At 71.7% G+C, this 20,079-nt stretch carries 18 protein-coding genes and 2 pseudogenes; 9 read left to right on the top strand and 11 right to left on the bottom strand.

The window, feature by feature from the left end:
• Positions 1-38: 38 nt before the first annotated feature.
• A complete protein-coding gene (locus OHT01_RS36355; RefSeq protein WP_328558387.1) occupies positions 39-1,202 on the top strand; it encodes a glycoside hydrolase family 64 protein in 1,164 nt (387 codons plus the stop codon).
• Positions 1,203-1,354: 152 nt separating this feature from the next.
• Here the strand turns inward: OHT01_RS36355 and OHT01_RS36350 are convergent, their stop codons facing one another.
• Both OHT01_RS36350 and OHT01_RS36345 read right to left on the bottom strand, forming a co-directional pair.
• A complete protein-coding gene (locus tag OHT01_RS36350) occupies positions 1,355-2,512 on the bottom strand; it encodes a sulfite oxidase (protein WP_328557363.1) in 1,158 nt (385 codons plus the stop codon).
• A gap of 33 nt (positions 2,513-2,545) precedes the next feature.
• Positions 2,546-3,214, bottom strand: coding sequence for a TetR/AcrR family transcriptional regulator (locus OHT01_RS36345; protein WP_328557362.1), 669 nt, complete (start codon positions 3,212-3,214; stop codon positions 2,546-2,548).
• 124 nt (positions 3,215-3,338) lie between these two features.
• Here OHT01_RS36345 and OHT01_RS36340 point away from each other — a divergent pair, with 124 nt between their 5' ends.
• Together OHT01_RS36340 and OHT01_RS36335 are read left to right on the top strand one after the other, a co-directional pair.
• Positions 3,339-3,902 (top strand): NAD(P)H-dependent oxidoreductase, encoded by a 564-nt coding sequence (locus tag OHT01_RS36340; RefSeq protein ID WP_328557361.1) that lies wholly within the window; start codon positions 3,339-3,341, stop codon positions 3,900-3,902.
• Between the two features lie 126 nt (positions 3,903-4,028).
• A complete protein-coding gene (locus tag OHT01_RS36335; RefSeq protein ID WP_328557360.1) occupies positions 4,029-4,706 on the top strand; it encodes an AIM24 family protein in 678 nt (225 codons plus the stop codon).
• A gap of 66 nt (positions 4,707-4,772) precedes the next feature.
• Here OHT01_RS36335 and OHT01_RS36330 read toward each other — a convergent pair whose 3' ends face one another.
• The 3 genes from OHT01_RS36330 to OHT01_RS36320 all read right to left on the bottom strand — a co-directional run bounded on the left by OHT01_RS36330 (position 4,773) and on the right by OHT01_RS36320 (position 9,158).
• Positions 4,773-6,548, bottom strand: a complete 1,776-nt coding sequence (locus tag OHT01_RS36330) for a M4 family metallopeptidase (RefSeq protein ID WP_328557359.1) — start codon at positions 6,546-6,548, stop codon at positions 4,773-4,775.
• Positions 6,549-6,927: 379 nt separating this feature from the next.
• On the bottom strand, positions 6,928-8,007 hold the full coding sequence (locus OHT01_RS36325; RefSeq protein WP_443043491.1) for a polyprenyl synthetase family protein: 1,080 nt from the start codon (positions 8,005-8,007) through the stop codon (positions 6,928-6,930).
• Positions 8,008-8,105: 98 nt separating this feature from the next.
• Positions 8,106-9,158 carry a tetratricopeptide repeat protein gene (locus tag OHT01_RS36320; protein ID WP_328558385.1) on the bottom strand — a complete coding sequence of 351 codons (1,053 nt, stop codon included), beginning with the start codon at positions 9,156-9,158 and terminating at the stop codon, positions 8,106-8,108.
• A 342-nt stretch (positions 9,159-9,500) separates the two neighbouring features.
• Here OHT01_RS36320 and OHT01_RS36315 point away from each other — a divergent pair.
• Together OHT01_RS36315 and OHT01_RS36310 are read left to right on the top strand one after the other, a co-directional pair.
• Positions 9,501-9,623: pseudogene (locus OHT01_RS36315) on the top strand (phosphotransferase); the annotation flags it as partial.
• A gap of 180 nt (positions 9,624-9,803) precedes the next feature.
• Positions 9,804-10,568 (top strand): annotated as a pseudogene (locus OHT01_RS36310) (aminoglycoside phosphotransferase family protein); the annotation flags it as partial.
• A gap of 6 nt (positions 10,569-10,574) precedes the next feature.
• Here OHT01_RS36310 and OHT01_RS36305 read toward each other — a convergent pair.
• Complete coding sequence (locus tag OHT01_RS36305; RefSeq protein ID WP_328557358.1) at positions 10,575-11,414, bottom strand: helix-turn-helix transcriptional regulator; 840 nt, start codon at positions 11,412-11,414, stop codon at positions 10,575-10,577.
• Between the two features lie 102 nt (positions 11,415-11,516).
• Here OHT01_RS36305 and OHT01_RS36300 point away from each other — a divergent pair, with 102 nt between their 5' ends.
• Both OHT01_RS36300 and OHT01_RS36295 read left to right on the top strand, forming a co-directional pair.
• Positions 11,517-12,224: an SDR family NAD(P)-dependent oxidoreductase gene (locus OHT01_RS36300; protein WP_328557357.1), complete on the top strand. Its 708-nt coding sequence runs from the start codon at positions 11,517-11,519 to the stop codon at positions 12,222-12,224.
• A gap of 58 nt (positions 12,225-12,282) precedes the next feature.
• Complete coding sequence (locus tag OHT01_RS36295; protein WP_328557356.1) at positions 12,283-12,909, top strand: alpha-ketoglutarate-dependent dioxygenase AlkB; 627 nt, start codon at positions 12,283-12,285, stop codon at positions 12,907-12,909.
• 51 nt (positions 12,910-12,960) lie between these two features.
• Here the strand turns inward: OHT01_RS36295 and OHT01_RS36290 are convergent, their stop codons facing one another.
• The 3 genes from OHT01_RS36290 to OHT01_RS36280 all read right to left on the bottom strand — a co-directional run bounded on the left by OHT01_RS36290 (position 12,961) and on the right by OHT01_RS36280 (position 16,511).
• Positions 12,961-13,473 carry a TetR/AcrR family transcriptional regulator gene (locus tag OHT01_RS36290; RefSeq protein ID WP_328558384.1) on the bottom strand — a complete coding sequence of 171 codons (513 nt, stop codon included), beginning with the start codon at positions 13,471-13,473 and terminating at the stop codon, positions 12,961-12,963.
• A gap of 140 nt (positions 13,474-13,613) precedes the next feature.
• Positions 13,614-15,059 carry an MFS transporter gene (locus OHT01_RS36285; protein ID WP_328557355.1) on the bottom strand — a complete coding sequence of 482 codons (1,446 nt, stop codon included), beginning with the start codon at positions 15,057-15,059 and terminating at the stop codon, positions 13,614-13,616.
• A 249-nt stretch (positions 15,060-15,308) separates the two neighbouring features.
• Complete coding sequence (locus OHT01_RS36280) at positions 15,309-16,511, bottom strand: FAD-dependent monooxygenase (RefSeq protein WP_328557354.1); 1,203 nt, start codon at positions 16,509-16,511, stop codon at positions 15,309-15,311.
• Positions 16,512-16,849: 338 nt separating this feature from the next.
• Here OHT01_RS36280 and melC1 point away from each other — a divergent pair, with 338 nt between their 5' ends.
• Positions 16,850-17,254, top strand: a complete 405-nt coding sequence (gene melC1 / locus OHT01_RS36275) for an apotyrosinase chaperone MelC1 (RefSeq protein ID WP_328557353.1) — start codon at positions 16,850-16,852, stop codon at positions 17,252-17,254.
• Between the two features lie 33 nt (positions 17,255-17,287).
• Positions 17,288-18,112, top strand: coding sequence for a tyrosinase MelC2 (melC2, locus tag OHT01_RS36270; protein ID WP_328557352.1), 825 nt, complete (start codon positions 17,288-17,290; stop codon positions 18,110-18,112).
• A gap of 227 nt (positions 18,113-18,339) precedes the next feature.
• On the opposite strand, the gene OHT01_RS36265 is transcribed toward melC2, so the two are convergent.
• Positions 18,340-19,065, bottom strand: a complete 726-nt coding sequence (locus tag OHT01_RS36265; protein WP_328557351.1) for a ribonuclease H family protein — start codon at positions 19,063-19,065, stop codon at positions 18,340-18,342.
• 194 nt (positions 19,066-19,259) lie between these two features.
• Entirely contained in the window at positions 19,260-20,057 is a 798-nt protein-coding gene (locus OHT01_RS36260) for a VOC family protein (protein WP_328557350.1), read from the bottom strand.
• Positions 20,058-20,079: the final 22 nt, after the last annotated feature.

Raw genomic sequence — 20,079 nt, 5'->3', positions numbered from 1 at the left:
AGAGAGTGCGCGTACACACCAGATGGCCGGCTTGGGCGGTGGCCTCGGCCACGCTCTCCGCGGCGTTGCTCACCTTCGGGGCACCCTCCCGCGCCGAAGCCGCGGTCCCGGCGACCATCCCCCTCACGTTCACGAACAACTCGGGCCGCAGCGAGCAGGTCTACGTATACGACCTCGGCACGCAGCTCTCGACGGGGAAGCAGGGCTGGGCCGACGCGAGCGGCGCGTTCCACGCGTGGCCCGTGGGCGGGAATCCGCCGACTCCCGCGCCCGACGCGTCGATCGCGGGTCCGGCCAACGGCCAGTCGAAGACGATCCAGCTCCCCAAGTTCTCCGGACGGATCTACTTCTCGTTCGGGCAGAAGCTCGACTTCCGGGTCACGACCGGCGGACTCGTGCAGCCGGCCGTGCAGAATCCGAGCGACCCGAACCACAACATCCTCTTCAACTGGTCCGAGTACACGCTCAACGACTCCGGTCTGTGGCTCAACAGCACCCAGGTCGACATGTTCTCGGCCCCGTACGCCGTCGGGGTCAAGCTCGCCGACGGCACCACGAAGAGCACCGGCCACCTCAAGGCGGGCGGCTACAACGGCTTCCTCAACGCCCTGCGGAGCCAGCCGGGCGGCTGGGCGAACCTCATCCAGACGCGGTCCGACGGCACGGTTCTGCGGGCGCTCGCCCCGGGGCACGGCATCGAGGCGGGCGCGCTGCCGGCCACCGTCATGAACGACTACATCAACCGCGTGTGGACGAAGTACAGTTCGTCGACCCTGACGGTGACACCGTTCGGCGACCAGCCGAACACCAAGTACTTCGGCCGGGTCTCGGGCAACGTCATGAACTTCACCAACAGTTCCGGTGCGGTCGTCACCAGCTTCCAGAAGCCCGACGCGGACAGCATCTTCGGCTGCTACAAGCTGCTCGACGCGCCCAACGACCTGGTGCGCGGCCCCATTTCACGTACCCTGTGCGCGGGCTTCAACCGCACCACGCTCCTGACCAACCCGAACCAGCCGGACACCTCCTCCGCCAACTTCTACGCGGACGCGGTGACCAACCAGTACGCCCGCAACCTCCACGCGCAGATGGCCGACGGCAAGGCCTACGCGTTCGCGTTCGACGACGTCGGCAACCACGAGTCCCTCGTCAACGACGGCAATCCTCAGGGCGCCTTCGTCACGCTGGACCCGTTCAACTGACGCGAGTCGCGCCGAAGCCGGTGCGGGGGCGGGTCCTCCGCGGGACCTGCCCCCGTACCCGCGCCTCGCAGGTACGGGGGGGGGGGAGAAGCACATCGCGGGCGTCGCACGTCGCCGGCGCCACCTGCCGTCGGTGTCACCTGCCGTCGGTGTCACCCGTCGCCGGTGTACCCGTCGTCGCTGTAACTGTCGTCGCTGGAATCCAGGCAGAGCACGGGAACCCGCTGGACCAGGTTGTTCGCGAAGCCGCCCCGGTTCCAGGGCTGGTCGAGCGGCTGGGTGTGCCCTTCGGCGTCGGTGGCGCGCGCGCTGAGGACATGGCGGCCGGGGGTCGCCGTCCAGGTGTATCGCCAGCCCCGCCAGGCCCAGGGGTGGGCGCCCGCCCGGTCCAGCTCGGCCGGGCGCCAGGAGCGCCCCTCGTCCGTGCTGACCTCGACCCGGGTCACCGGCGCGCGCCCGGACCAGGCCCGTCCCGTCAGGGCGACGGCGCCCGGCGCGACCACCCGCGCCCGCGACATGAAGTCGGGGAAGCCCGGCGGGACCAGCAGGGCGCGCGGGACGATCCGGGTGACCGGTTCGCCCTCGTCACCGGCGTTCTGCCGGAGCCGGTACGCCACGGCCTGCTGGAACCCCTCGAACCGTGTCCTCGTCACCGTGATCCGACGGAGCCACTTCACCTGCGCCATGCCGTACCAGCCCGGCACCACCAGCCGCAGGGGATGTCCGTGCTGCGGCGGCAGCGGGGCGCCGTTCATCGCGTAGGCCACCAGGACCTCGGGCTCGTCGCACCGCGCCACTTCCAGCGGAAGGGCACGCTGGTAGTCCTGCTCGACCCCGCGCTCGACGCCGTGGTCCGCGCCGGTGAACACCACGTCCACCGCGTCCTGTTCGACCCCGGCCTCGGCGAGCAGCACCCGCAGCGGCACGCCTGTCCACTCGGCCGTCCCTACCGCCTCCACCAGCCACGGCTGACTCACCGGCCGCGGTATGAGCAGGGCGCGCCCGTTGCCCGCGCACTCCATGGTCACCCGCTGCCTGACCGCGGGATACGTCTTCAGCTCGTCGACACCGAGCAGCAGCGGGCGCCGCACCCGCCCGCCGAGAACGAGCCGCCATGAGGCCTCGTCCGCGTACGGGATGTCGTAGTGCGTCAGTACGTAGTGCAGCCCCGGCGGAGTGACCTCGTACCGCAGGGCCTCCAGCGGCAGTCCGTGGTTCCGGGCGGCCAGAGCCAGTTCCTCGGCGCTGATGCCCTCGTCCGGGCCGGCCAGCCGAGCGGGTGCGCTCATGTCCTCGAGGCGATGACCCATGGATCCATTGTCCGCCCGCCCCAGGCGTCGGCGCTAGGCGGCGGGCGGGGCAGTGCGCGGGCAGACGCTGCGGTCCACCAGATCGCGCCAGCCGGACTCCAGCCGCTCCTGCGGCATGGCGCGCTGGCGGGTCAGGTGGCCGATCAGGGCGGGATCGAGGTATCCCATCAGGGTCTGGGCGACGAGCTCCGTGTCCGTGTCCGCGCCCGTCTGCCGCAGCAGCATGCACACATGCATGAAGCGGACCCGGTACGGCGCGGAGGTGAAGCGGCGGGTGGCCTCGGGCTCGGCGGCGAGATAGAGATCGAGCTGTTCGGAGGTCTGGCGCAGGGCGTGACACCCGAAGGCGTGCAGCCGCTCCACCGGTGACGCGCCGGGGCCGAGCGGAGCCGGACCGGTGATGAAGGCGGTCTGGAAGCGCTGCTCGGTGTGGTCGAGCAGCGCCATCAGCAGGCCGGTGCGGTCCCCGAAACGGCGGAAGACGGTCCCCTTGCCCACGGCCGCCGCGACGGCGACGGCTTCCATCGTGAGCTTGGCCACTCCCTGCTCCTCGACGAGCCGGGCCGCCGCCTCCAGCAGGCGCGCGCGGTTGCGGGCGGCGTCGGCACGCAACGGGGCGTCCTCAGGGGCGGTGAGCTCCATGAGGACGGGTTCGCCGGACGGTTCCGTCCGCTTCGGAAACGGCGGGAGTGGATGGGACATGAAGTCAGCGTAACGGCAGAACGGTCAACTGGACTGCGGTCCGCTTCGATGGTAAACCTGTAACCGGACTTCGGTCCGTTTTGTTGCGGCAGTGTTTCAGCGTTTCCAGTTTCGGGAGTCTTCCATGTCCGTACGCATCCTCGCGCTCGTCGGCAGCCTGCGCGCCGGTTCCCACAACCGTCAGCTCGCCGAGGCGGCCGTCAAGCTCGCCCCGGAGGGTGCCGAGGTCGAGCTCTTCGAGGGCCTCGCCGAGATCCCCTTCTACAACGAGGACATCGACGTCGAGGGCGCCGTGCCCGCCCCGGCCGCCCGGCTGCGTGCCGCTGCCGCCGCCTCCGACGCGTTCCTGCTCTTCTCCCCCGAGTACAACGGCACGATTCCGGCCGTGCTCAAGAACGCCATCGACTGGCTGTCCCGCCCGTACGGCGCCGGCGCGTTCACCAGCAAGCCGGTCGTCGTGGTCGGCACCGCGTACGGCCAGTTCGGCGGCGTCTGGGCGCAGGACGAGGCCCGCAAGGCCGTGGGTATCGCCGGCGGCACCGTGCTGGAGGACGTCAAGCTCTCCGTCCCCGGCTCCGTGGTCCGCTTCGCGGAGACGCACCCGGTCGACGACGCCGAGGTCGCGGCCCAGCTCGCCGAGGTCCTCAACCAGCTTCACAGCCACGTCGGCGCTTCCGAAGCCGCCTGACAACTCCCTTGTGGGCCGGTCCGGTTGACCCGGGCCGGCCTTCGGCATGTCGCGACTCCTTCCGCCCTGCGTCCCAAGATCGCCACGCCTCTGGCGGAGCATCGGCCTCCGCGACAGGATGCCCGCATGCAGAGCGATCTCTTCTCCAGTGACCACATGGTGCAGCCCGCCGTCGCCGCGGGCATGACCGTCCAGAACGCCAAGTCCATCAAGTACGCCGTTCAGGGCGAGATGTTCGCGCGCCAGGGCGCGATGGTCGCCTACCGGGGCAGTCTCCAGTTCGAGCGCAAGGGCCAGGGCGTGGGAGGCATGCTCAAGCGGGCGGTCACCGGTGAGGGACTGCCGCTGATGACCGTCCGCGGCCAGGGTGAGGCCTGGTTCGCGCACGAGGCGCAGAACTGCTTCATCGTGGGCATCGAACCCGGCGACGTGTTCACGGTCAACGGCCGTAACGTGCTGTGCTTCGACGCCTCGTTGTCGTACGAGATAAAGACCGTGAAGGGCGCGGGCATCACCGGTGGCGGTCTGTTCAACAGCGTCTTCACCGGTCAAGGCAGCCTGGGGCTGATCTGTGAGGGCAACCCGCTGGTCATCCCCGTCACGCAGCAGCAGCCGGTCTTCGTCGACACCGACGCGGTCGTCGGCTGGACGGCGCGCCTGCGCACCTCGCTGCACCGCTCCCAGTCGATCGGCTCGATGATCCGAGGGGGTTCGGGCGAGGCCGTGCAGCTCAAGCTGGAGGGCGAGGGCTATGTGGTCGTACGTCCCAGTGAGGCGACACCGCAGAAGACGCAGCAGCACTGATCCGCACGACCGGCGAAGGGTGCCCCGCCGCACGGCGGGGCACCCTCATGTCACCTTCGGATGCCGTCAGTGATCCGCGGCGGGGGTGTTGGCGACCGTGACGTTGACGGCGGCCCAGGCCGCGTCCACCGCCTTGTACTCGGCGCTCGTCGCCCCGTACATGTCGGCGGCGGCCTTGAGGGTGGCCCCCCGCGCGTCATGGAAGTCGGTCGTGGAGACCATGTAGCGGGTGAGCGCCCGGTAGAAGACGGCCGTGGCCTTGGCGCGGCCGATGCCGGTCACCGGCGAACCGTCGTAGGTCGCCGAGTCGTACTGCACGCCGCCGATCGTCTTCCGCCCGCTGCCCTCGGCCAGCAGGTAGTACGCGTGCGAGGAGACCCCGGAACCGGCGTGCACCTCGGTGTCGTAGGCGGCGGGCGACCAGTAGTCGATCGTCCCCTCCAGCCGGTCGAGGGACGGGTGGTCGAGGCGGCGCAGGAACTTCTGGGCGAGGCCCAGCTTCTCGCCCACCAGGTAGTTCGGCGGGTTCTTCGGGTTGTTCGCCGAGAACTCGACGTTGGAGCCGAAGATGTCGGCGAGCGACTCGTTCAGCGCGCCGGGCTCGCCGTACTGGTTTCCGTCCGCGTCGACCCGAGTGGGTTCGAGGGCGGCCGTCGCGTCGACGACGCCGTGGGTCAGCTCGTGGCCGGTGACGTCGAGGACGACCAGCGGCTTCTTGAACAGATCGCCGTCGCCGTCGCCGTAGAGCATGCAGCCGCACGTCGAGTCCCAGAAGGCGTTGCCGACCTTCTTGCCGAAGTGGACCATTCCCCGGGCACCGGCGCTGTTGTTCTTGATGCCCTTGCGGCCGAAGGTCTTCCTGTAGAAGTCCAGGGTCTGGGTGATGCCGTACTGGGCGTCGACCGCGGCCGTGGTCCGGGCGGCCGTGGTGCCGGTGCCCCACTTGTTGTCGCCGTCGGTGAACTTCTTGCCGCCCGCGAAGGACTCCAGCTCCTGCCCCTTGGCGTCCCGGGTCTCGGTGTTCCACCGGGTCGGGTCCTTGAGGAGGTAGCTGGTCCGCGCGGTGCGGGTGGTGGTCAGCGCCACCTTCCCTGCGAAGAGGGAGGCGCCGCTCCCGGTGGCCTTGACCGGGTAGTGGCCGGCGGCGGCCGCGCTCGTGAGACCGGCGAGGGCGGGGGCCGTACCGGTCCGCGGGGTCGCGCTCTCGCCGTGCTCGCGCAGCGTGTCCGCGAGGGACGGCGATATGAACTCGTCGCTGTCCGGGGTGTTGCTGCGGATCCGGCCGTCGCGGGCGTCCACGACGACCGTGCGGGAACCGCCCGCCTCCGTGGTGTCGCTGTCCGAGACGAGCACCTGGTAGGCCAGGGCGGCGGCGCCGTCACGGGCGTCCACGACGAGCTCGGCGGCGCCCGCGTCGCCCTTGGCGGCGGCCGCGGCCTTCTGCTCCGCCTGCTGGGGCGTCAGCTTCGCCTCGACGGTGGACGGCTTGACCACGTGGTCCGCGGCCCGGGTCACACCCAGGTACTCGCCGCGCCTGCCGAGGTGGACGACCAGGTCGCCGCCGAGGACCGGAAGGCCCCGGTGGGTACGGACGAAGCGGACGTGCTGCTTTCCGTCCGGGTCCGTCATCACGTCCTTGGCCTGAAGGGTGTCGCCCTGGGTGACACCGGTGGCGGCGGCGTGCGCGAACGCCGCCGCCCTGGCGGCGGCCACCGGGGACGAGGCCGAAGTCGCCACGCGGGCGGGCCCGTCGGGGACGGCGGCGAAGGCGGGACCGGGGAGCGTGGCGGCCGTCGTCACGGCGACAGCGATCGCCACGCGGCGTATGTGGGGTCTACGCACTGAGTTCCTTTGCACAGGGGCGGCCGGGATCGCCAACCGCCCTACGGCGCAGCGCTGTTGGGCGCTGCGGGGGCTGTCGGGCCCCGGATCGCCACCCTCACCGATTCCTCATGTACATGTAAAGGAGAAAGATCCCTTTTCTTGCTTTTGAGGACATCTCTTTACAAAAGTTGGCTTCTTGGTGATCGATGAGTGACCAACGGTGTGTCGACCGGACAGATGTGAGGGGGAATGAGGCGGTTGCCTGGCGAGGCCGATCGGCGTGCGTATGTGACTCATGTCGCACCACGCGTCCGCGCCTTACGCGCCTCATGTGTCCGCGCCTCACGCGCCTCATGTGTCCGTGCCTCACGCGCATCACGCGCATCACGCGGAGGTGTCAGAGCGTGCGGTCGGCGAGGGCGGACAGCACGGCGCGCAGTTCCGCCGCGGGCCCCGGGACGAAGGGCAGGTCCGCGAGCAGCCCGTCCGCCGTGGCCAGGTGGCGGCGAGCCTCCCGCACGGCCGCCGTGCGACCCCCGGCCCACTCGACGAGGGCCGCCGCACGACGGACAGCGGCGTCGTCCAAGGAGTGGGAGACCGCGAGGAGTTCGGCCAGTTCCGCGCCCCCCGGCCCGTTGAGCGCCGCGAGGACCGGCAGCGTCTTCTTCCCCTGCCGCAGGTCGCCGTGGACCGGCTTTCCGGTGGCCGCCGGATCGCCCCAGATGCCCAGCACGTCGTCGGCGATCTGGAAGGCGACGCCGAGGTGCCGTCCCGCGCGGTCCAGCACGGTCACCGTCCGGTCCGGCGCTCCGGCCAGCCGGCTCCCGAGCGCCAGCGCGCAGCCGAGCAGCGCACCGGTCTTGTGCTCGGCCATCGTCTCGTACTCCCCCGCGCCCACCGCCCCGGGCCCGGTCCAGGGCCGGTCGGCGAACAGCAGGTCGTCGGCCTGGCCGCGGACCAGGTCGCCGAGGGCCCTGGTCAACTGCCGTACGGCGGGGCCGGCATGGGGAGTGCGGGCCACCGCCTCCACGGCCAGCGCGAACAGCGCGTCGCCCGCGAGGACGGCGGGACCGGTGCCGTACGCCTTCCAGACGGCCGGGCGCCCTCGGCGCAGCGTGTCACCGTCCATGATGTCGTCGTGGAGCAGGGAGAAGACATGGACGAGCTCCACCGCGACGGCGCCCGGAACACCCGCTTCGGCGGGGCCGGCGACCACTTGCGCCCCGAGGACGGCCAGCGCCTGCCGTACGCCTTTGCCCTGGCTGTGGTCGGCGGGCGCTCCACCGACCTCGCACCGGCCGAGCGCGTACCGGGCCATCTCGGCGATCCAGGGGTGCAGCGTGTCGATCGCCTCCCCCAGTGCGGGGGCGACGAGTTCGCGGCAGCGGCGCAGAACCTGCGGGGCGGCGGCCGGTGACAGGGGGGCCGGGGCCGACGTGGCCGGAACCGCCGAACCCGACGAACCTGATGAGGCCAACGAACCCGACGAAGCCTGCGAAGCCGACGAAGCCGTCGGAACTGTCGAAGTCCTCGGAGGCGTCGGAGCCGTCTCGCGGTGCAGGGCGGTGGAGGTCATCACGCGGCCTCCGCCCCGCCGGTCCCGGACGTCAACCCCAGCTCCGTCCGCGCCTGTTCGACCAGCCGCCGCGCGTGCCGCAGTCCGATGCCCTCCAATGCCACCAACAACTCGTCCAGTTCGGCGGCGGTTTCGGCGCGGTCGCGGCCGAGACGGGCGAGGGACTTGACCAGTCCGAGCCGGGACAGGGCCCGGCCACGCGGCTCACCCATCGCTTCGAACTCGGCCAGAGCTCCGGCGTAGGCATCGCGGGCCCGCTCATAACGACCGGCGCGGTAAAGGACGTTGCCGCACATCTTGTGGTTGTAGGCGAGCGCGCCGGACAGCTTCATCGCGCGGCAGGACACCTCCGCCTCGCTCAGCAGCTCCAGCGCGCGGTCCGCGTCCCCGTCCCGCACGGAGACGATGTCCGCGAGGCCCCGCAGCGCCCAGGCGTGGCCGCGCCGGTCCTCGGCGCGGGCGGCTATCCCGGCCGCCTCCTCGAACATGGCGTAAGCGCTGTCGAACCGGCCGGTGTTGCGGTGGATCTGCGCGATGCCCTCCAGCGCCCACACGGTGTGCCGGGCCTCGCCGCGCTTGCGGGCCTCGGCCAGCAACTGCTCGTGCAGGGCGGTCACGGCCGCGTAGTCGCCCTGGATGCGGCCGGTCTCCGCCATTCCGGCCAGCGAGTAGCCGCGCACCACGACATCCCCCGCCTGTCCGCCGAGTTCGGATGCCAGCCGCAGCAGTCGCCAGGCCAGCGGGAACGCGCCGCGCTGCCGGGCCAGCGTGCCGCCGCTCCACAGCGCCCACGCCATCGCGGAGCCGTCACCGGCCTCCCGGGCGGTGCGGTAGCTCGCCTTCCAGGCCCGGTCGGCGTCCGCCACCTGCCCGAGCCTGCGGTGCGCCTCAGCGACCGCGAGGCCCGACCGGGCGGCCTCGGCGTGCGCGCCGGTGCGCTCGGCGGCGCGCAGTCCCTCGGTGCCCGCCGCGAGGACTTCGGTCAGCGAGGAGTTCACCGACAGGGTGGTCAATGCGCCCTGGTACTCCGGGGCGAAGGCCTTGCCGTACATGAATGCCTTTCCGTCTGCCACCGTCCGTCCCGACACGGTCAGGGACCGGAGGTGATGCTGTAGTTGGCCTCTCCGAGGCGGTGACGTGCGACTGTCCAGCTATACACTCGACGTATACACGGCATGTATACGCAAAGGGCATAGTGGGTCCGGCTTCCATCAGTGAATTGCTTCTTCATGAAGTCCGGTGCGCCGACCGCCCGTTGCCGATCAAGACGACGATCCCGGCCGCGAGGTTGCCTGGCCGCCCGAAACACATTGCGCGGCCGCCCGACCGGGCCCCAGCATGGGGGAACTCGACCGTCCCTCCACCGGAAGCAGGCCGACGTGCCCCCAGCGCCGATGCACGCCGACGAGGCGCGGATCGATGCCGCGCTGGTACGGCGCCTGCTCGCCGGCCAGTTCCCGCAGTGGGCCGAACTGCCTTTGAAACGCGTGGAGTCGGCGGGAACCGTCAACGCCCTCTAGTGCGTGTTTCGAAAGTCCCGTCTGGCTCGCGACGCCTGGCACGGCACCTCGCCGCGTTGTCGGGATCGCCCGAGTACGCCCAGTACGCGGACGACCCTCCGCCTTGCGATGCACCGCACCAGACGCCGCGAGCCCCGCCCTCCGGGCGGACGACGCTACTTTCGAAACACGCCCTAGCGTCTCGGCGACGACCTGCTGGTCCGCCTCCCGCGGATCGCGGACGGCGCCGACGACGTGACCAAGGAGCACACGTGGCTGCCGCGACTCGCGCCGATGCTCCCGTTCCCGGTCCCCGGGATCCTCGGCCTCGGCACCCCCGCGGCCGGCTATCCGTGGCACTGGACCGTACTGCGCTGGATCGACGGTGATCTTCCGGTGGCCGGCGCCCTCGCCGACGCGCAGGCGCTCGCCACCGACCTGGGCTCCTTCGTCGCCGCTCTGCGGGGCGTCGACCTGCCCGGCGGACCGGTCGCCTACCGCGGTGTACCGCTCGCCGCGGTGGACGCCGGGACGCGCTCGGCGATCGACGACCTGAGAGGCCTGATCGACACCCGCGCCGCGGCGGCGGCCTGGGAAGAGGCTCTCGCGGCGCCGCCGTGGACGGGCCCGGCGCGGTGGCTCCACTCGGACCTGATGCCGATGAACCTCCTCGTCCGCGGGGGCCGCCTCGCGGCCGTCCTCGACTTCGGCACCCTCGGCACCGGCGATCCGGCCTGCGACCTCATCCCGGCCTGGAACCTCCTGCCCGCCGGGGCGAGGTCCCTGTTCCGGGACGCCTCCGGTGCCGACGATGCCGACGATGCCGACTGGGCGCGTGGCCGGGGCTGGGCCCTGTCCATGGCCCTCAACCAACTCCCGTACTACCGCTTCACGAACCCGGTGATCGCGGGCAACGCCGAGCACGTGATCCGCGAGGTGCTGGCCGAGGGGCCGGCCCCGTAGACGGCGTCACTCCACGAGGGCCTGTGTGCCGAGGACGCCGAGCAGGGCGACGCGTTCGGCGTCCTCCGTGCCGGGCTCGACCGTGTAGACCATGATCCGCAGGTCGCTGCCCGCGACGCTGAGCACATCGCAGTCCATCGTCACCGTGCCCACCTGGGGATGGTCGATGGTCTTGCGGGACATGTCGTGGCGGGCGACGGCCCCGGACTCCCACAGCTCCGCGAACCGCACGCTGTTCGCGCACAGGTCGTCGATCAGCTGCGTCAGGCGCCGGTCCGTCGGGTACCGGCTCGCGGTCGCGCGCAGGTCGGCGGCGAGCGTCGCCTCGAAGGCGCGCCGCTCCCGCGGTGTGTGCCGGACCCGGCCGGCGGGGCCGACGAAGTTGCGCCAGACCCCGTTGCGTTCGTTTCCGCGCCACCCGGAGGGGTCCCCCAGCAGGGCCCCGTACAGCGGGTTGGCCAGCAGCAGGGTCCACGCCGCGTCGTACACCGCCACGGGCGTCCCGTTCAGCCGGTCGAGCAGCCGGTGGACGCCCGGGGTGATGTGGGCGGGCACCATCCCCCGGCCCGGCGGCACCAGCCCGGCCACCTGGAAGAGGTGCTCGCGTTCCGCCCCCGACAGCCGCAGCGCCCGGCCCAGTGCCTCGACGACCTGCTCCGAGGGGTGCGCCGCCCGGCCCTGTTCGAGGCGGGTGATGTAGTCGACCGATATGCCGGCGAGCAGCGCCAGCTCCTCGCGGCGCAGACCGGCCGCGCGCCGGTTCCCGCCGCCGGGCAGCCCGGCCGCCTCCGGTGTGACCCGGTCGCGCCAGCGCCGCACCGTCCGCCCGAACTCCGTGTTCGCCATGCCACCCACTGTGCACCTCCGCGCGCGTACCTGCCTGGTACCGGCAGTCCCAGGAAGACCGGTCTCCTGGCTGTCCGCCCGGCACTGCCGGATTCTGGACGCATGACCACAACACTCATCACCGGAGCCAACAAGGGCCTCGGATTCGAGACCGCGCGTCAGCTCGTCGCCGCGGGCCACACCGTCTACGTGGGCAGCCGGGACCCGGAACGCGGGCGGCGCGCCGCCGGGGAACTCGGGGCGCGCGCGGTCGTCATCGACGTCACCGACGACGCGTCGGTCGCCGCCGCGGCGAAGACCATCGAGGCCGAGGGCGGCCTGGACGTCCTGGTCAACAACGCCGGGATCGAGGGGCGCGCCGAGGGGAACCGCGTGATCGGCGCGGCGGACGTCACCGCCGGGACGATGCGCGAGGTGTTCGAGACGAACGTCTTCGGTCTCGTCCGCGTCACCCATGCCTTCCTGCCGCTGCTCCAGCGGTCCGCCGCCCCGGTCGTGGTGAACCTCAGCAGCGGCCTGGCCTCGCTGACCCGGATCACCGACCCCGCCGGCCCGACCCACTTCTACCCGGGCGTCGCGTACCCGGCGTCCAAGACCACCGTCAACATGATCACCGTGCAGTACGCGAAGGCGTTCCCCGGCATCCGCGTCAACGCCGTGGAACCGGGCTACACCGCCACCGACCTGAACGGCAACACCGGGACGCAGACCGTCGAGGAGGGCGCCGAGATCATCGTGCGCATGGCACGGATCGGCCCGGACGGACCGACCGGCGGCTACTTCGACGCGTCGGGCCCCCTCCCCTGGTGACCCGGGCACCCACTCACCCAATGGAACACATATTCGATTATGAGGCTACGCTGGCCGTATGGCCACGCACCTCCAGGGCTCGCTCTTCGACCAGACCGATCAGCTCCGTCTCGGCCCGCTGAACGGGCTGCGCCGCACCGCCCTGGGCGACGGGGCCTGGATCGACCTGTCGCCCGGCTGGCTCGGCGGCGCCGACGAGCTCTTCGGCTGCCTCGCAGCCGAGGTGCCGTGGCGGGCCGAGCGGCGCCAGATGTACGAGCAGGTGGTGGACGTACCCCGGCTGCTCGCCCACTACCGCGCCGACGACCCGCTGCCGCATCCGATCCTGGACGAGGCCCGGGACGCACTGTCCGCGCACTACGCCGAGGAACTGGGCGAGCCGTTCAGCACGGCCGGGCTCTGCTACTACCGGGACGGCCGCGACAGCGTGGCCTGGCACGGGGACCGGATCGGCCGGGGCGCCCGGGAGGACACGATGGTCGCCATCGTGTCCGTGGGCGCTCCGCGCGATCTCCTGCTGCGGCCTCGCGCCGGCGGCGAAACCGTCCGGCGCCCGCTGGGGCACGGCGACCTCATCGTGATGGGCGGCTCCTGCCAGCGCACCTGGGAGCACGCGATCCCCAAGACCGCGCGGGCCTCGGGACCCCGGATCAGCGTGCAGTTCCGCCCCGACGGCGTGAACTGACCCGCGCGGCCGTGCGGCAGGGGGCCGCAGGACCCGCGGAGGTCTCGGGGGTCACGGCGCGAGCTGGGCCTGCACCGCGGGCGCGTACCGGTCGACGATGTCGTCGACGGCCGTGGCGCGCAGGTGCGAGCCCCGGGCGATGCCGTACATCACGCCGAGGCCCAGCAGCGTGCTCACCGCGAGTTCGGCGCGCAGGCCCGCGTCCGCTCCGCCGAGGCGCCCGGCCAGCCGGTCGCTGACCTGCGCACGGAAGTTGGCCCGCAGTATCTCGCCCTGCTCCCCCTGGAGAGGGGCGAAGACGATCCGCAGGACGGGGTCGGCGCCGCGCTGGGTCTGGCCTTCGAGGAGGTGGCGGACCATGTGCCGGCCGAGCTCCTCCAGCGGCGCGTCCAGCAGCGCGTCGGCGTCGGACTCGAAGGACATGACGCGGGCGAACAGCGCGTCCTTGTTGCCGAAGTACTTGAGGACCAGTGGCGCGCTCACCCCCGCCCGGTCGGCCACCGCCTTGAGGGTGATGTCCGCGTGGGCGTGCCGGGCCAGCAGATACCGGGCCGCGCGCAGGATGGCCGCCTTGCTCGCCTCCGCGTCGCGGCGGGGCGCGGCGGGCTCGCGCTCCGGTTGCGGCGGAGCGGCGGCCGGCTGCTCACCGGGCCCCGGGACGGCCGGGGACGCCGTGAGACCGGAGTGGGGGGTGGTCACGGTACTCAAGCTCCTTCGAGAGCCTCGTCGCGGGCGGCGCCGGTGGGGCGGCCGGTGCGCGGGGTCTCGCGGGAGGCGCGGTCGGTGGGTATCGACAGTGCGGCGGCACAGGCCACCAGTGCGACGGTACCCGCCATGGCGAAGGCCAGCAGATAGCCGTGCAGGGTCGGCACCGGGGCGCCTGCCAGCAGGCTCGTGTGGTGCACCAGGATCGCGGCCACCGCGGCGCTGCACACGGCCTGCCCGATGGTGCGCATCAGGACGTTGACGCCGTTGGCGGACGCGGTCTGCCCTGCGGGCACGGCGCGCAGGATCAGGGTGGGCAGCGCGGAGTAGGCGAAGGTGGTGCCGATCGCGCAGACCGTGGCCCCGAGGATGATCATCCAGAGGTCGCGGCTGTCGGCGATCCGCAGGACGTAGCCCGAGGCGATGATCGCCGTTCCGAGGGCCAGCGTCACCCGGGGCCCACGCACCGCCGAGATGCGCGCCGAGACGGGAGACAGCAGCAGCATGGTCACCCCGCCGGGCAGCAGGCACAGACCGGTCGCCACGATGGACAGGCCCAGCCCGTAGCCGGTGGCGGTGGGTGCCTGCACGAGCTGCGCGGTGACGAGCGAGTTGCCGTAGAAGGCGAAACCCGTCAGGAGCGCGGCGATGTGCGGCAGGGCGACGCGCGGACGGGCGGCCAGCTTCATGTCGACGAGAGGGCGTTCGGTACGCAGTTGCTGTCGCCACCACAGCGTCAGGACGGCGACGCAGGCGGCGAACAGGCCGATGATCCTGGGGCTGGTCCAGCCCCAGGTGCCGCCCTCGGACACGGCGAGCAGCAGACACACCAGCCCGGCGGCCAGTCCCAGCGCGCCCAGCGTGTCGAAGCGGCCCGGCTCCCGGACGGGCGACTCGCGCACCGCCCACCAGGCCAGCGCCAGTCCGACGACTCCGAGCGCGGTCGTCGCCCAGAACATGACGTGCCAGTTGGCGTACTGCACCACGAGGGCGGCGAGCGGCAGGCCGAGGGCGGCACCGATGCCCACGGTGGAGCTCATCAGCGCGACCGCCGAACCCGTGCGCTCCGGCGGCAGTTCGTCGCGCAGGATGCTGATCGACAGGGGGACCACGGCCGCCGCCGCGCCCTGCATCGCCCGCGCCACGATCAGGACGCCGATGTCCGAGGTGAGCGCGCACATCAGCGAGCCGACCGTCATCATCCCGAGGGCCATGAGCAGCACCCGACGCTTGCCGTACATGTCTCCCGCTCGGCCCAGGACCGGGGTCAGCACGGCTCCGGCGAGGAGGGTCGCCGTCACCATCCAGGAGACCGCGCCCGGCGAGGCACCGGTCAGCCGGGGCAGATCGGGCAGCAGGGGGACGACCACCGTCTGCATGACGGCCATGAGGATCCCGCCGAACGCCAGAACGGGGATCGCGAGCCGCTCGCGCAGAGCCGCCATCGGCACTCCAGAAGTAGATACGACAAACAGGTGAATGCCTATTCACCATAGCGGTGAATAGGCATTCACCCCAAGCTCGGTCCGCTTCTCGGGCGGCGCACGGGCGCACTCCTGGAGGCCGGGAGTGCGCCAGGCCCCTGGGGGCGCTGCCCAGGGGCCTGGCGGTACGGGGGGAGCTCGGTATCAGCCGGAGCTCTGGAGGCCCGGGGCACGCCGGGGCGGGTGCCGGGGCGTGCCGGGGGCGGGTGCCTAGCTTCGGGTGCGGGCCTGTACGCCGCGGGCGACCCTCGGGCCGAGCCAGCGCTTGAGGCGGCGGAGTGCCTCCAGCCGTCCGGCCGCGCGGTCGATGCGGTAGTAGAGCTGCGGCGGGACGTACGGCAGCAGCGGCGAGTGGCGCTGCCCGAGCAGGGCGAACATCTGAGCCGGCGGAAGGCGGATGTAGCGCGGCAGATTCTCGTACCACTGCGCGCTGTGGCGGGCCGCGCTCTGCACCGGCAGGAGCTCCGCCATGCGCTGCCGCTCGTAGCGGGTGAGGGCGGTTTCGAGGTCGGGGTGCTCCCGCAGCGCTCCGGCCAGGGCGATGGCGTCCTCCAGGGCGAGGGTGGTGCCGGCGCCGATCGAGTAGTGGGTGGTGTGGGCGGCGTCGCCGAGCAGGACGAGGTTGCCGCGGTGCCACGTCCGGTTGGTCAGGGTGCGGAAGGTGAGCCACTGGGCGGTTCCGTCGGCCTGCGCCCGGCCGATCAGTCCGTGCCCGTTCAGCAGTTCGGCGAAGAGCTTCTCCAGCAGCGCCAGACCGTCGGCCTCGCTCGCCCCGTCGAGCCCGAGGCCGGTCCAGGTGCGCGGGGAGCACTCGATGACGAGGGTGCTCCGGTCATCGCCGAACCGGTAGGCGTAGCACCAGATCCAGCCGTGGTCCGTCTCCACGAAGGAGAAGGTGAAGGAGTCGAAGACCTTGGTGGTGCCGAGCCAGACGTAGTAGTTCCGCCCGTGGGTGACCTCGCTGCCGAAGTGGTCGGCGTGACGCTCGCGCAGGGCGCTGTTGATCCCGTCCCCGGCGACCACGAGGTCGGCGTCGGGCAGCCGGTCGGCCTCGACCTCGCTCTCGTACACGACGTGGACCCCCAGGGACCGGGCCCGCTCGGCGAGCAGGTCGAGCATCCTGCGGCGGCCGATGCCGAATCCCTCGTCGCCGGGGTGCACGGTCGTGCGGTCGCCGACATGGGCGACCCCGTCGCTCCAGCTCACCGAGTTCTCGCTGACGGCGAGCGCGGACGCCGGGTCGCCCTCCCGCAGCTTGTCGAGCAGGCCCGCCCAGTAGGTCACTCCCCAGCCGTACGTCGATCCGGCCGGGTTCCGCTCGTGGACGGTGACGTCATGGGACGCGTCCTGGAGCTTCATCAGGATCGAGAAATACAGGCTTGCGGGTCCGCCGCCGACGCACGCGATCTTCACGCGCACTCCCCTATGTTGCACAATGCGGTCAATTGATCACGAAGGGTAGCAGGGGGTGCCGCACCCGCGGATCACGCCAGATCACGGGAGTGAGCGGCGCCACCGCCCAAGGGGCCGGGCCGCAAGATCATCGCCACCGGGCCTTCCCGCCGGAGGATTTCCGCCCGTCGGGGTACCGGAGGCGCCCACGACAACAAGATCATCTTCGTTCAACCTTGCACGGCATATGCGTGATTGTCCGGATCACGACCAACCGACATTCGGGGATTTCTCCCGCTGTTTGACGATCCGATAGGCATATCGGGTCATCAACACAGCTGATCACAGGAGGTCTCCGCATGCCGGAGCTCACTAGGCGCCGTGCCCTCGGGGCCGTCGGCGCGTTCACCGCGGGCGCAGGTGTCCAGATCCTCGCCGCGCACTCCGCGACGGCCTCACCGAACGGGCCCGCCGCACACCGGCCGAACGCCGCCGAGCACCACCACGGCGGGCCGGAAGCCTTCGACGAGGTCTACCAGGGGCGTCACATCGAGGGCCGCCCGGTCACCGGGGGCGGTCACCACCACGGCGGCGCGTACGCCGTGTTCGTCGACGGCGTGGAACTGCACGTGATGAGCAACGCCGACGGCAGTTGGATCAGCGTCGTCAGCCACTACGCCCCCGTGCCGACCCCGCGGGCCGCCGCCCGCGCCGCGGTCGTGGAGCTGCAGGGCGCGCCGCTCGTGCCCTTCGCCCCCAACTGAACCACCCAGCAAGCAGATCGTGGAGTCCCGCACATGACCGTACGCAAGAACCAGGCGAACCTGACCGCCGACGAGAAGCGGCGCTTCGTCGACGCCCTGCTGCAGCTCAAGCGCAGTGGAAAGTACGACGCGTTCGTCACGACGCACAACGCCTTCATCATGGGCGACACCGACGACGGCGAGCGGACGGGCCACCGTTCACCGTCGTTCCTGCCCTGGCACCGCAGATTCCTTCTGGAGTTCGAGCGCGCCCTGCAGTCCGTGGACCCCTCGGTGGCGCTGCCCTACTGGGACTGGAGCAGCGACCGCACGACGCGCTCGTCCCTGTGGGCGCCCGACTTCCTCGGCGGCACCGGACGCAGCCTGGACGGCCGGGTGATGGACGGTCCGTTCGCCGCCGCGTCGGGCAACTGGCCGGTCAACGTCCGTGTGGACAGCCGGACTTATCTGCGCAGATCCCTGGGCACCGGGGTCCGGGAACTTCCGACCCGCGCCGAGGTGGAGTCCGTGCTCGCCATGGCGACGTACGACATGGCCCCCTGGAACAGCGCCTCGGACGGCTTCCGCAATCACCTGGAGGGCTGGCGGGGCGTCAATCTGCACAACCGGGTGCATGTCTGGGTGGGCGGCCAGATGGGCACCGGCGTCTCCCCCAACGACCCGGTCTTCTGGCTCCACCACGCCTTCATAGACAAGCTGTGGGCCGAGTGGCAGCGCCGTCACCCCGGATCGGGCTACCTCCCCCTCGCGGGCACCCCGGACGTCGTCGACCTGAACGAGACGATGAAGCCGTGGAACGACACCCGGCCGGCCGATCTGCTCGACCACACGGCGTTCTACACCTTCGACGCCGCCTGATCCCGGCCCGGGTGCCCACCGGTCGCGCACCGGCGGGCACCCGGGTCGAGCCCGAGCGGACAGCGGCGGGAGGACTCAACAGCCGCTTCGCGTACGGCATTTCGGGACGGAGCACCCCCGGTGCCGGCGGAGCGGGTGCGGGAGGGCCCGCGGAAGCGGCAGGACGCGCCGGACCGGGAGGGACGGGAGCTGGAGGACGGTCGGGAGCGGGCGGGCGCCCGGGAGCGTCAGGCGCTGCCCGGTTCCGCCGTCCGGCATTCCGGGTGGCCCCAGCCCTGGGCGTTCTTGGCGATCTGCTCGCCCGCGGCGTAGGAACGGCCGCACACGCAGCGACCGTTGAACTTGGCCTTGATGGTGCGGCTGGACGTGCCCGGTCGGCTCGACCCGCCCTGCCCGGACGTCTTGGCCGCGGGTCGGCGGCGGGAGGCCCCGGAGGAGGCGGGGGTGTCGGGTGAGGCCGGCGGCTCCGGCGACCCGAGGTCGCTGCCCGCGGGCTGCTGCACGATCGCGGCCTGGCTGGCGGCCCGGTCGGCGAAGTCGTTCAGCCGGTCGCCGTCGACCTGGTGTGCGGGGACGTAGCGGAACTCGACCGTGCGGCCGGTGAGGAGTTCGTCGATACGGGCGACCAGTTCCTGGTTGGCGACGGGCTTGCCCGCGGCCGTCTTCCAGCCCTTGCGCTTCCAGCCCGGCAGCCAGGTCGTGACAGCCTTCATCGCGTACTGGGAGTCCATCCGGACCTCCAGCGGGACGTCCGGCGCGATCGCCGTCAACAGGCGCTCCAGCGCGGTCAGTTCGGCGACGTTGTTGGTGGCCGTACCCAGCGCTCCCGCCTCCCAGCGGGTCGGGGTCTCGTCCCCGTCGGCGACGACCCAGGCCCATCCGGCGGGTCCCGGGTTTCCCTTCGAAGCCCCGTCACAGGCGGCCACAACACGTTCAGGCATGACCCCGATCATGCCACGAGCCGGGGTGCGGGCCACGCACGGGGCACGGGACCGGCGCACCCGGAAGGAACCCGCGGGGGCCCGGCGCACGGCGACGCGGCCCGCGACCGTGTCCTCGGCGGGACGGTCGCGGGCCGCGGGCCCCAGGCGTCCGAAGCCCGCCGACGGGTGTCACCCGTGCGCGTGCGGACGTCAGGAGACGTCCGTCAGGAGACGTCCGCCATCTCGGGCATATCACCCTGGGTCGTCTTCATGTCGATGACCGAGAACGACGCGCCCTGCGGGTCGCTGAGCGCGGCGAACCGGCCGAAGGGGCTGTCCATCGGCCCGAAGCGCAGGACCGCGCCGCGCGCGGTCGCCTTCGCCACCGCCTCGTCACAGTTCTCGACGGTGAAGTAGACGTTGACGTAGGGCGGCACCTCGGGCGGGAATTCGTCGGTCATCTTCATCCGGCCGAGGACCGGCTTCCCGTCGAGGTTGAAGATGCGGAAGTCGACGGCGTCGTCGCGCACCTGCTGTGCGGTGAAGGGGAACACGGCCGGGAAGAACGCGTCGGACTTGTCCGTCTCGCGGGTGAAGACCTCGGCCCAGGCGTACGAGCCGGGCTCGCCGATCGACTCGAAGCCCTCGTGGACACCCGCCTGCCAGACGCCGAAGACGGCCCCGCTCGGGTCCCGGGCCAGCGTCATCGTGCCGAACTCGCCGACCTGCATCGGCTCCATCAGCACCTCGCCGCCCTGGTCCTTGATCTTCGCCGCGGTCGCGGCGGCGTCGGGCGAGGCGAAGTACAGACACCAGGCGGACTGGCCCTCCTGCCCCGGCATCGGCGGTACGACGGCGGCCACCGCCTTGCCGTTGGAGTAGGCCTGTGTGTAGTTCCCGTACTCCGAGGACGCCTCGCCGAACGTCCAGCCGAGGACGTCCCCGTAGAAACTCTTGGCCCCTTCGACATCGCTGAACATCGCGTCCGCCCAGCAGGGCGTTCCTTCAGGCTGTACGGCCATGACCCGACCTTCTCCTGTTCGG

Origin of the sequence: Streptomyces sp. NBC_00358, from assembly GCF_036099295.1 — a bacterium.
Lineage (GTDB): Bacteria > Actinomycetota > Actinomycetes > Streptomycetales > Streptomycetaceae > Streptomyces.
The sequence above is the reverse complement of the archived record's forward strand: the minus strand, read 5'-3'. Positions and strand labels throughout refer to the sequence as shown.

Excerpts from the sequence above, each read along its gene's own strand:
- OHT01_RS36350 (WP_328557363.1), bottom strand. The coding sequence starts at position 2,512 with ATGGGTCATCGCCTCGAGGACATGAGCGCACCCGCTCGGCTGGCCGGC.
- OHT01_RS36345 (WP_328557362.1), bottom strand. The coding sequence starts at position 3,214 with ATGTCCCATCCACTCCCGCCGTTTCCGAAGCGGACGGAACCGTCCGGC.
- OHT01_RS36340 (WP_328557361.1), top strand. The coding sequence starts at position 3,339 with ATGTCCGTACGCATCCTCGCGCTCGTCGGCAGCCTGCGCGCCGGTTCC.
- OHT01_RS36335 (WP_328557360.1), top strand. The coding sequence starts at position 4,029 with ATGCAGAGCGATCTCTTCTCCAGTGACCACATGGTGCAGCCCGCCGTC.
- OHT01_RS36320 (WP_328558385.1), bottom strand. The coding sequence starts at position 9,158 with ATGTACGGCAAGGCCTTCGCCCCGGAGTACCAGGGCGCATTGACCACC.
- OHT01_RS36305 (WP_328557358.1), bottom strand. The coding sequence starts at position 11,414 with ATGGCGAACACGGAGTTCGGGCGGACGGTGCGGCGCTGGCGCGACCGG.
- OHT01_RS36300 (WP_328557357.1), top strand. The coding sequence starts at position 11,517 with ATGACCACAACACTCATCACCGGAGCCAACAAGGGCCTCGGATTCGAG.
- OHT01_RS36295 (WP_328557356.1), top strand. The coding sequence starts at position 12,283 with ATGGCCACGCACCTCCAGGGCTCGCTCTTCGACCAGACCGATCAGCTC.
- OHT01_RS36285 (WP_328557355.1), bottom strand. The coding sequence starts at position 15,059 with ATGGCGGCTCTGCGCGAGCGGCTCGCGATCCCCGTTCTGGCGTTCGGC.
- melC1 (WP_328557353.1), top strand. The coding sequence starts at position 16,850 with ATGCCGGAGCTCACTAGGCGCCGTGCCCTCGGGGCCGTCGGCGCGTTC.
- melC2 (WP_328557352.1), top strand. The coding sequence starts at position 17,288 with ATGACCGTACGCAAGAACCAGGCGAACCTGACCGCCGACGAGAAGCGG.
- OHT01_RS36265 (WP_328557351.1), bottom strand. The coding sequence starts at position 19,065 with ATGATCGGGGTCATGCCTGAACGTGTTGTGGCCGCCTGTGACGGGGCT.
- OHT01_RS36260 (WP_328557350.1), bottom strand. The coding sequence starts at position 20,057 with ATGGCCGTACAGCCTGAAGGAACGCCCTGCTGGGCGGACGCGATGTTC.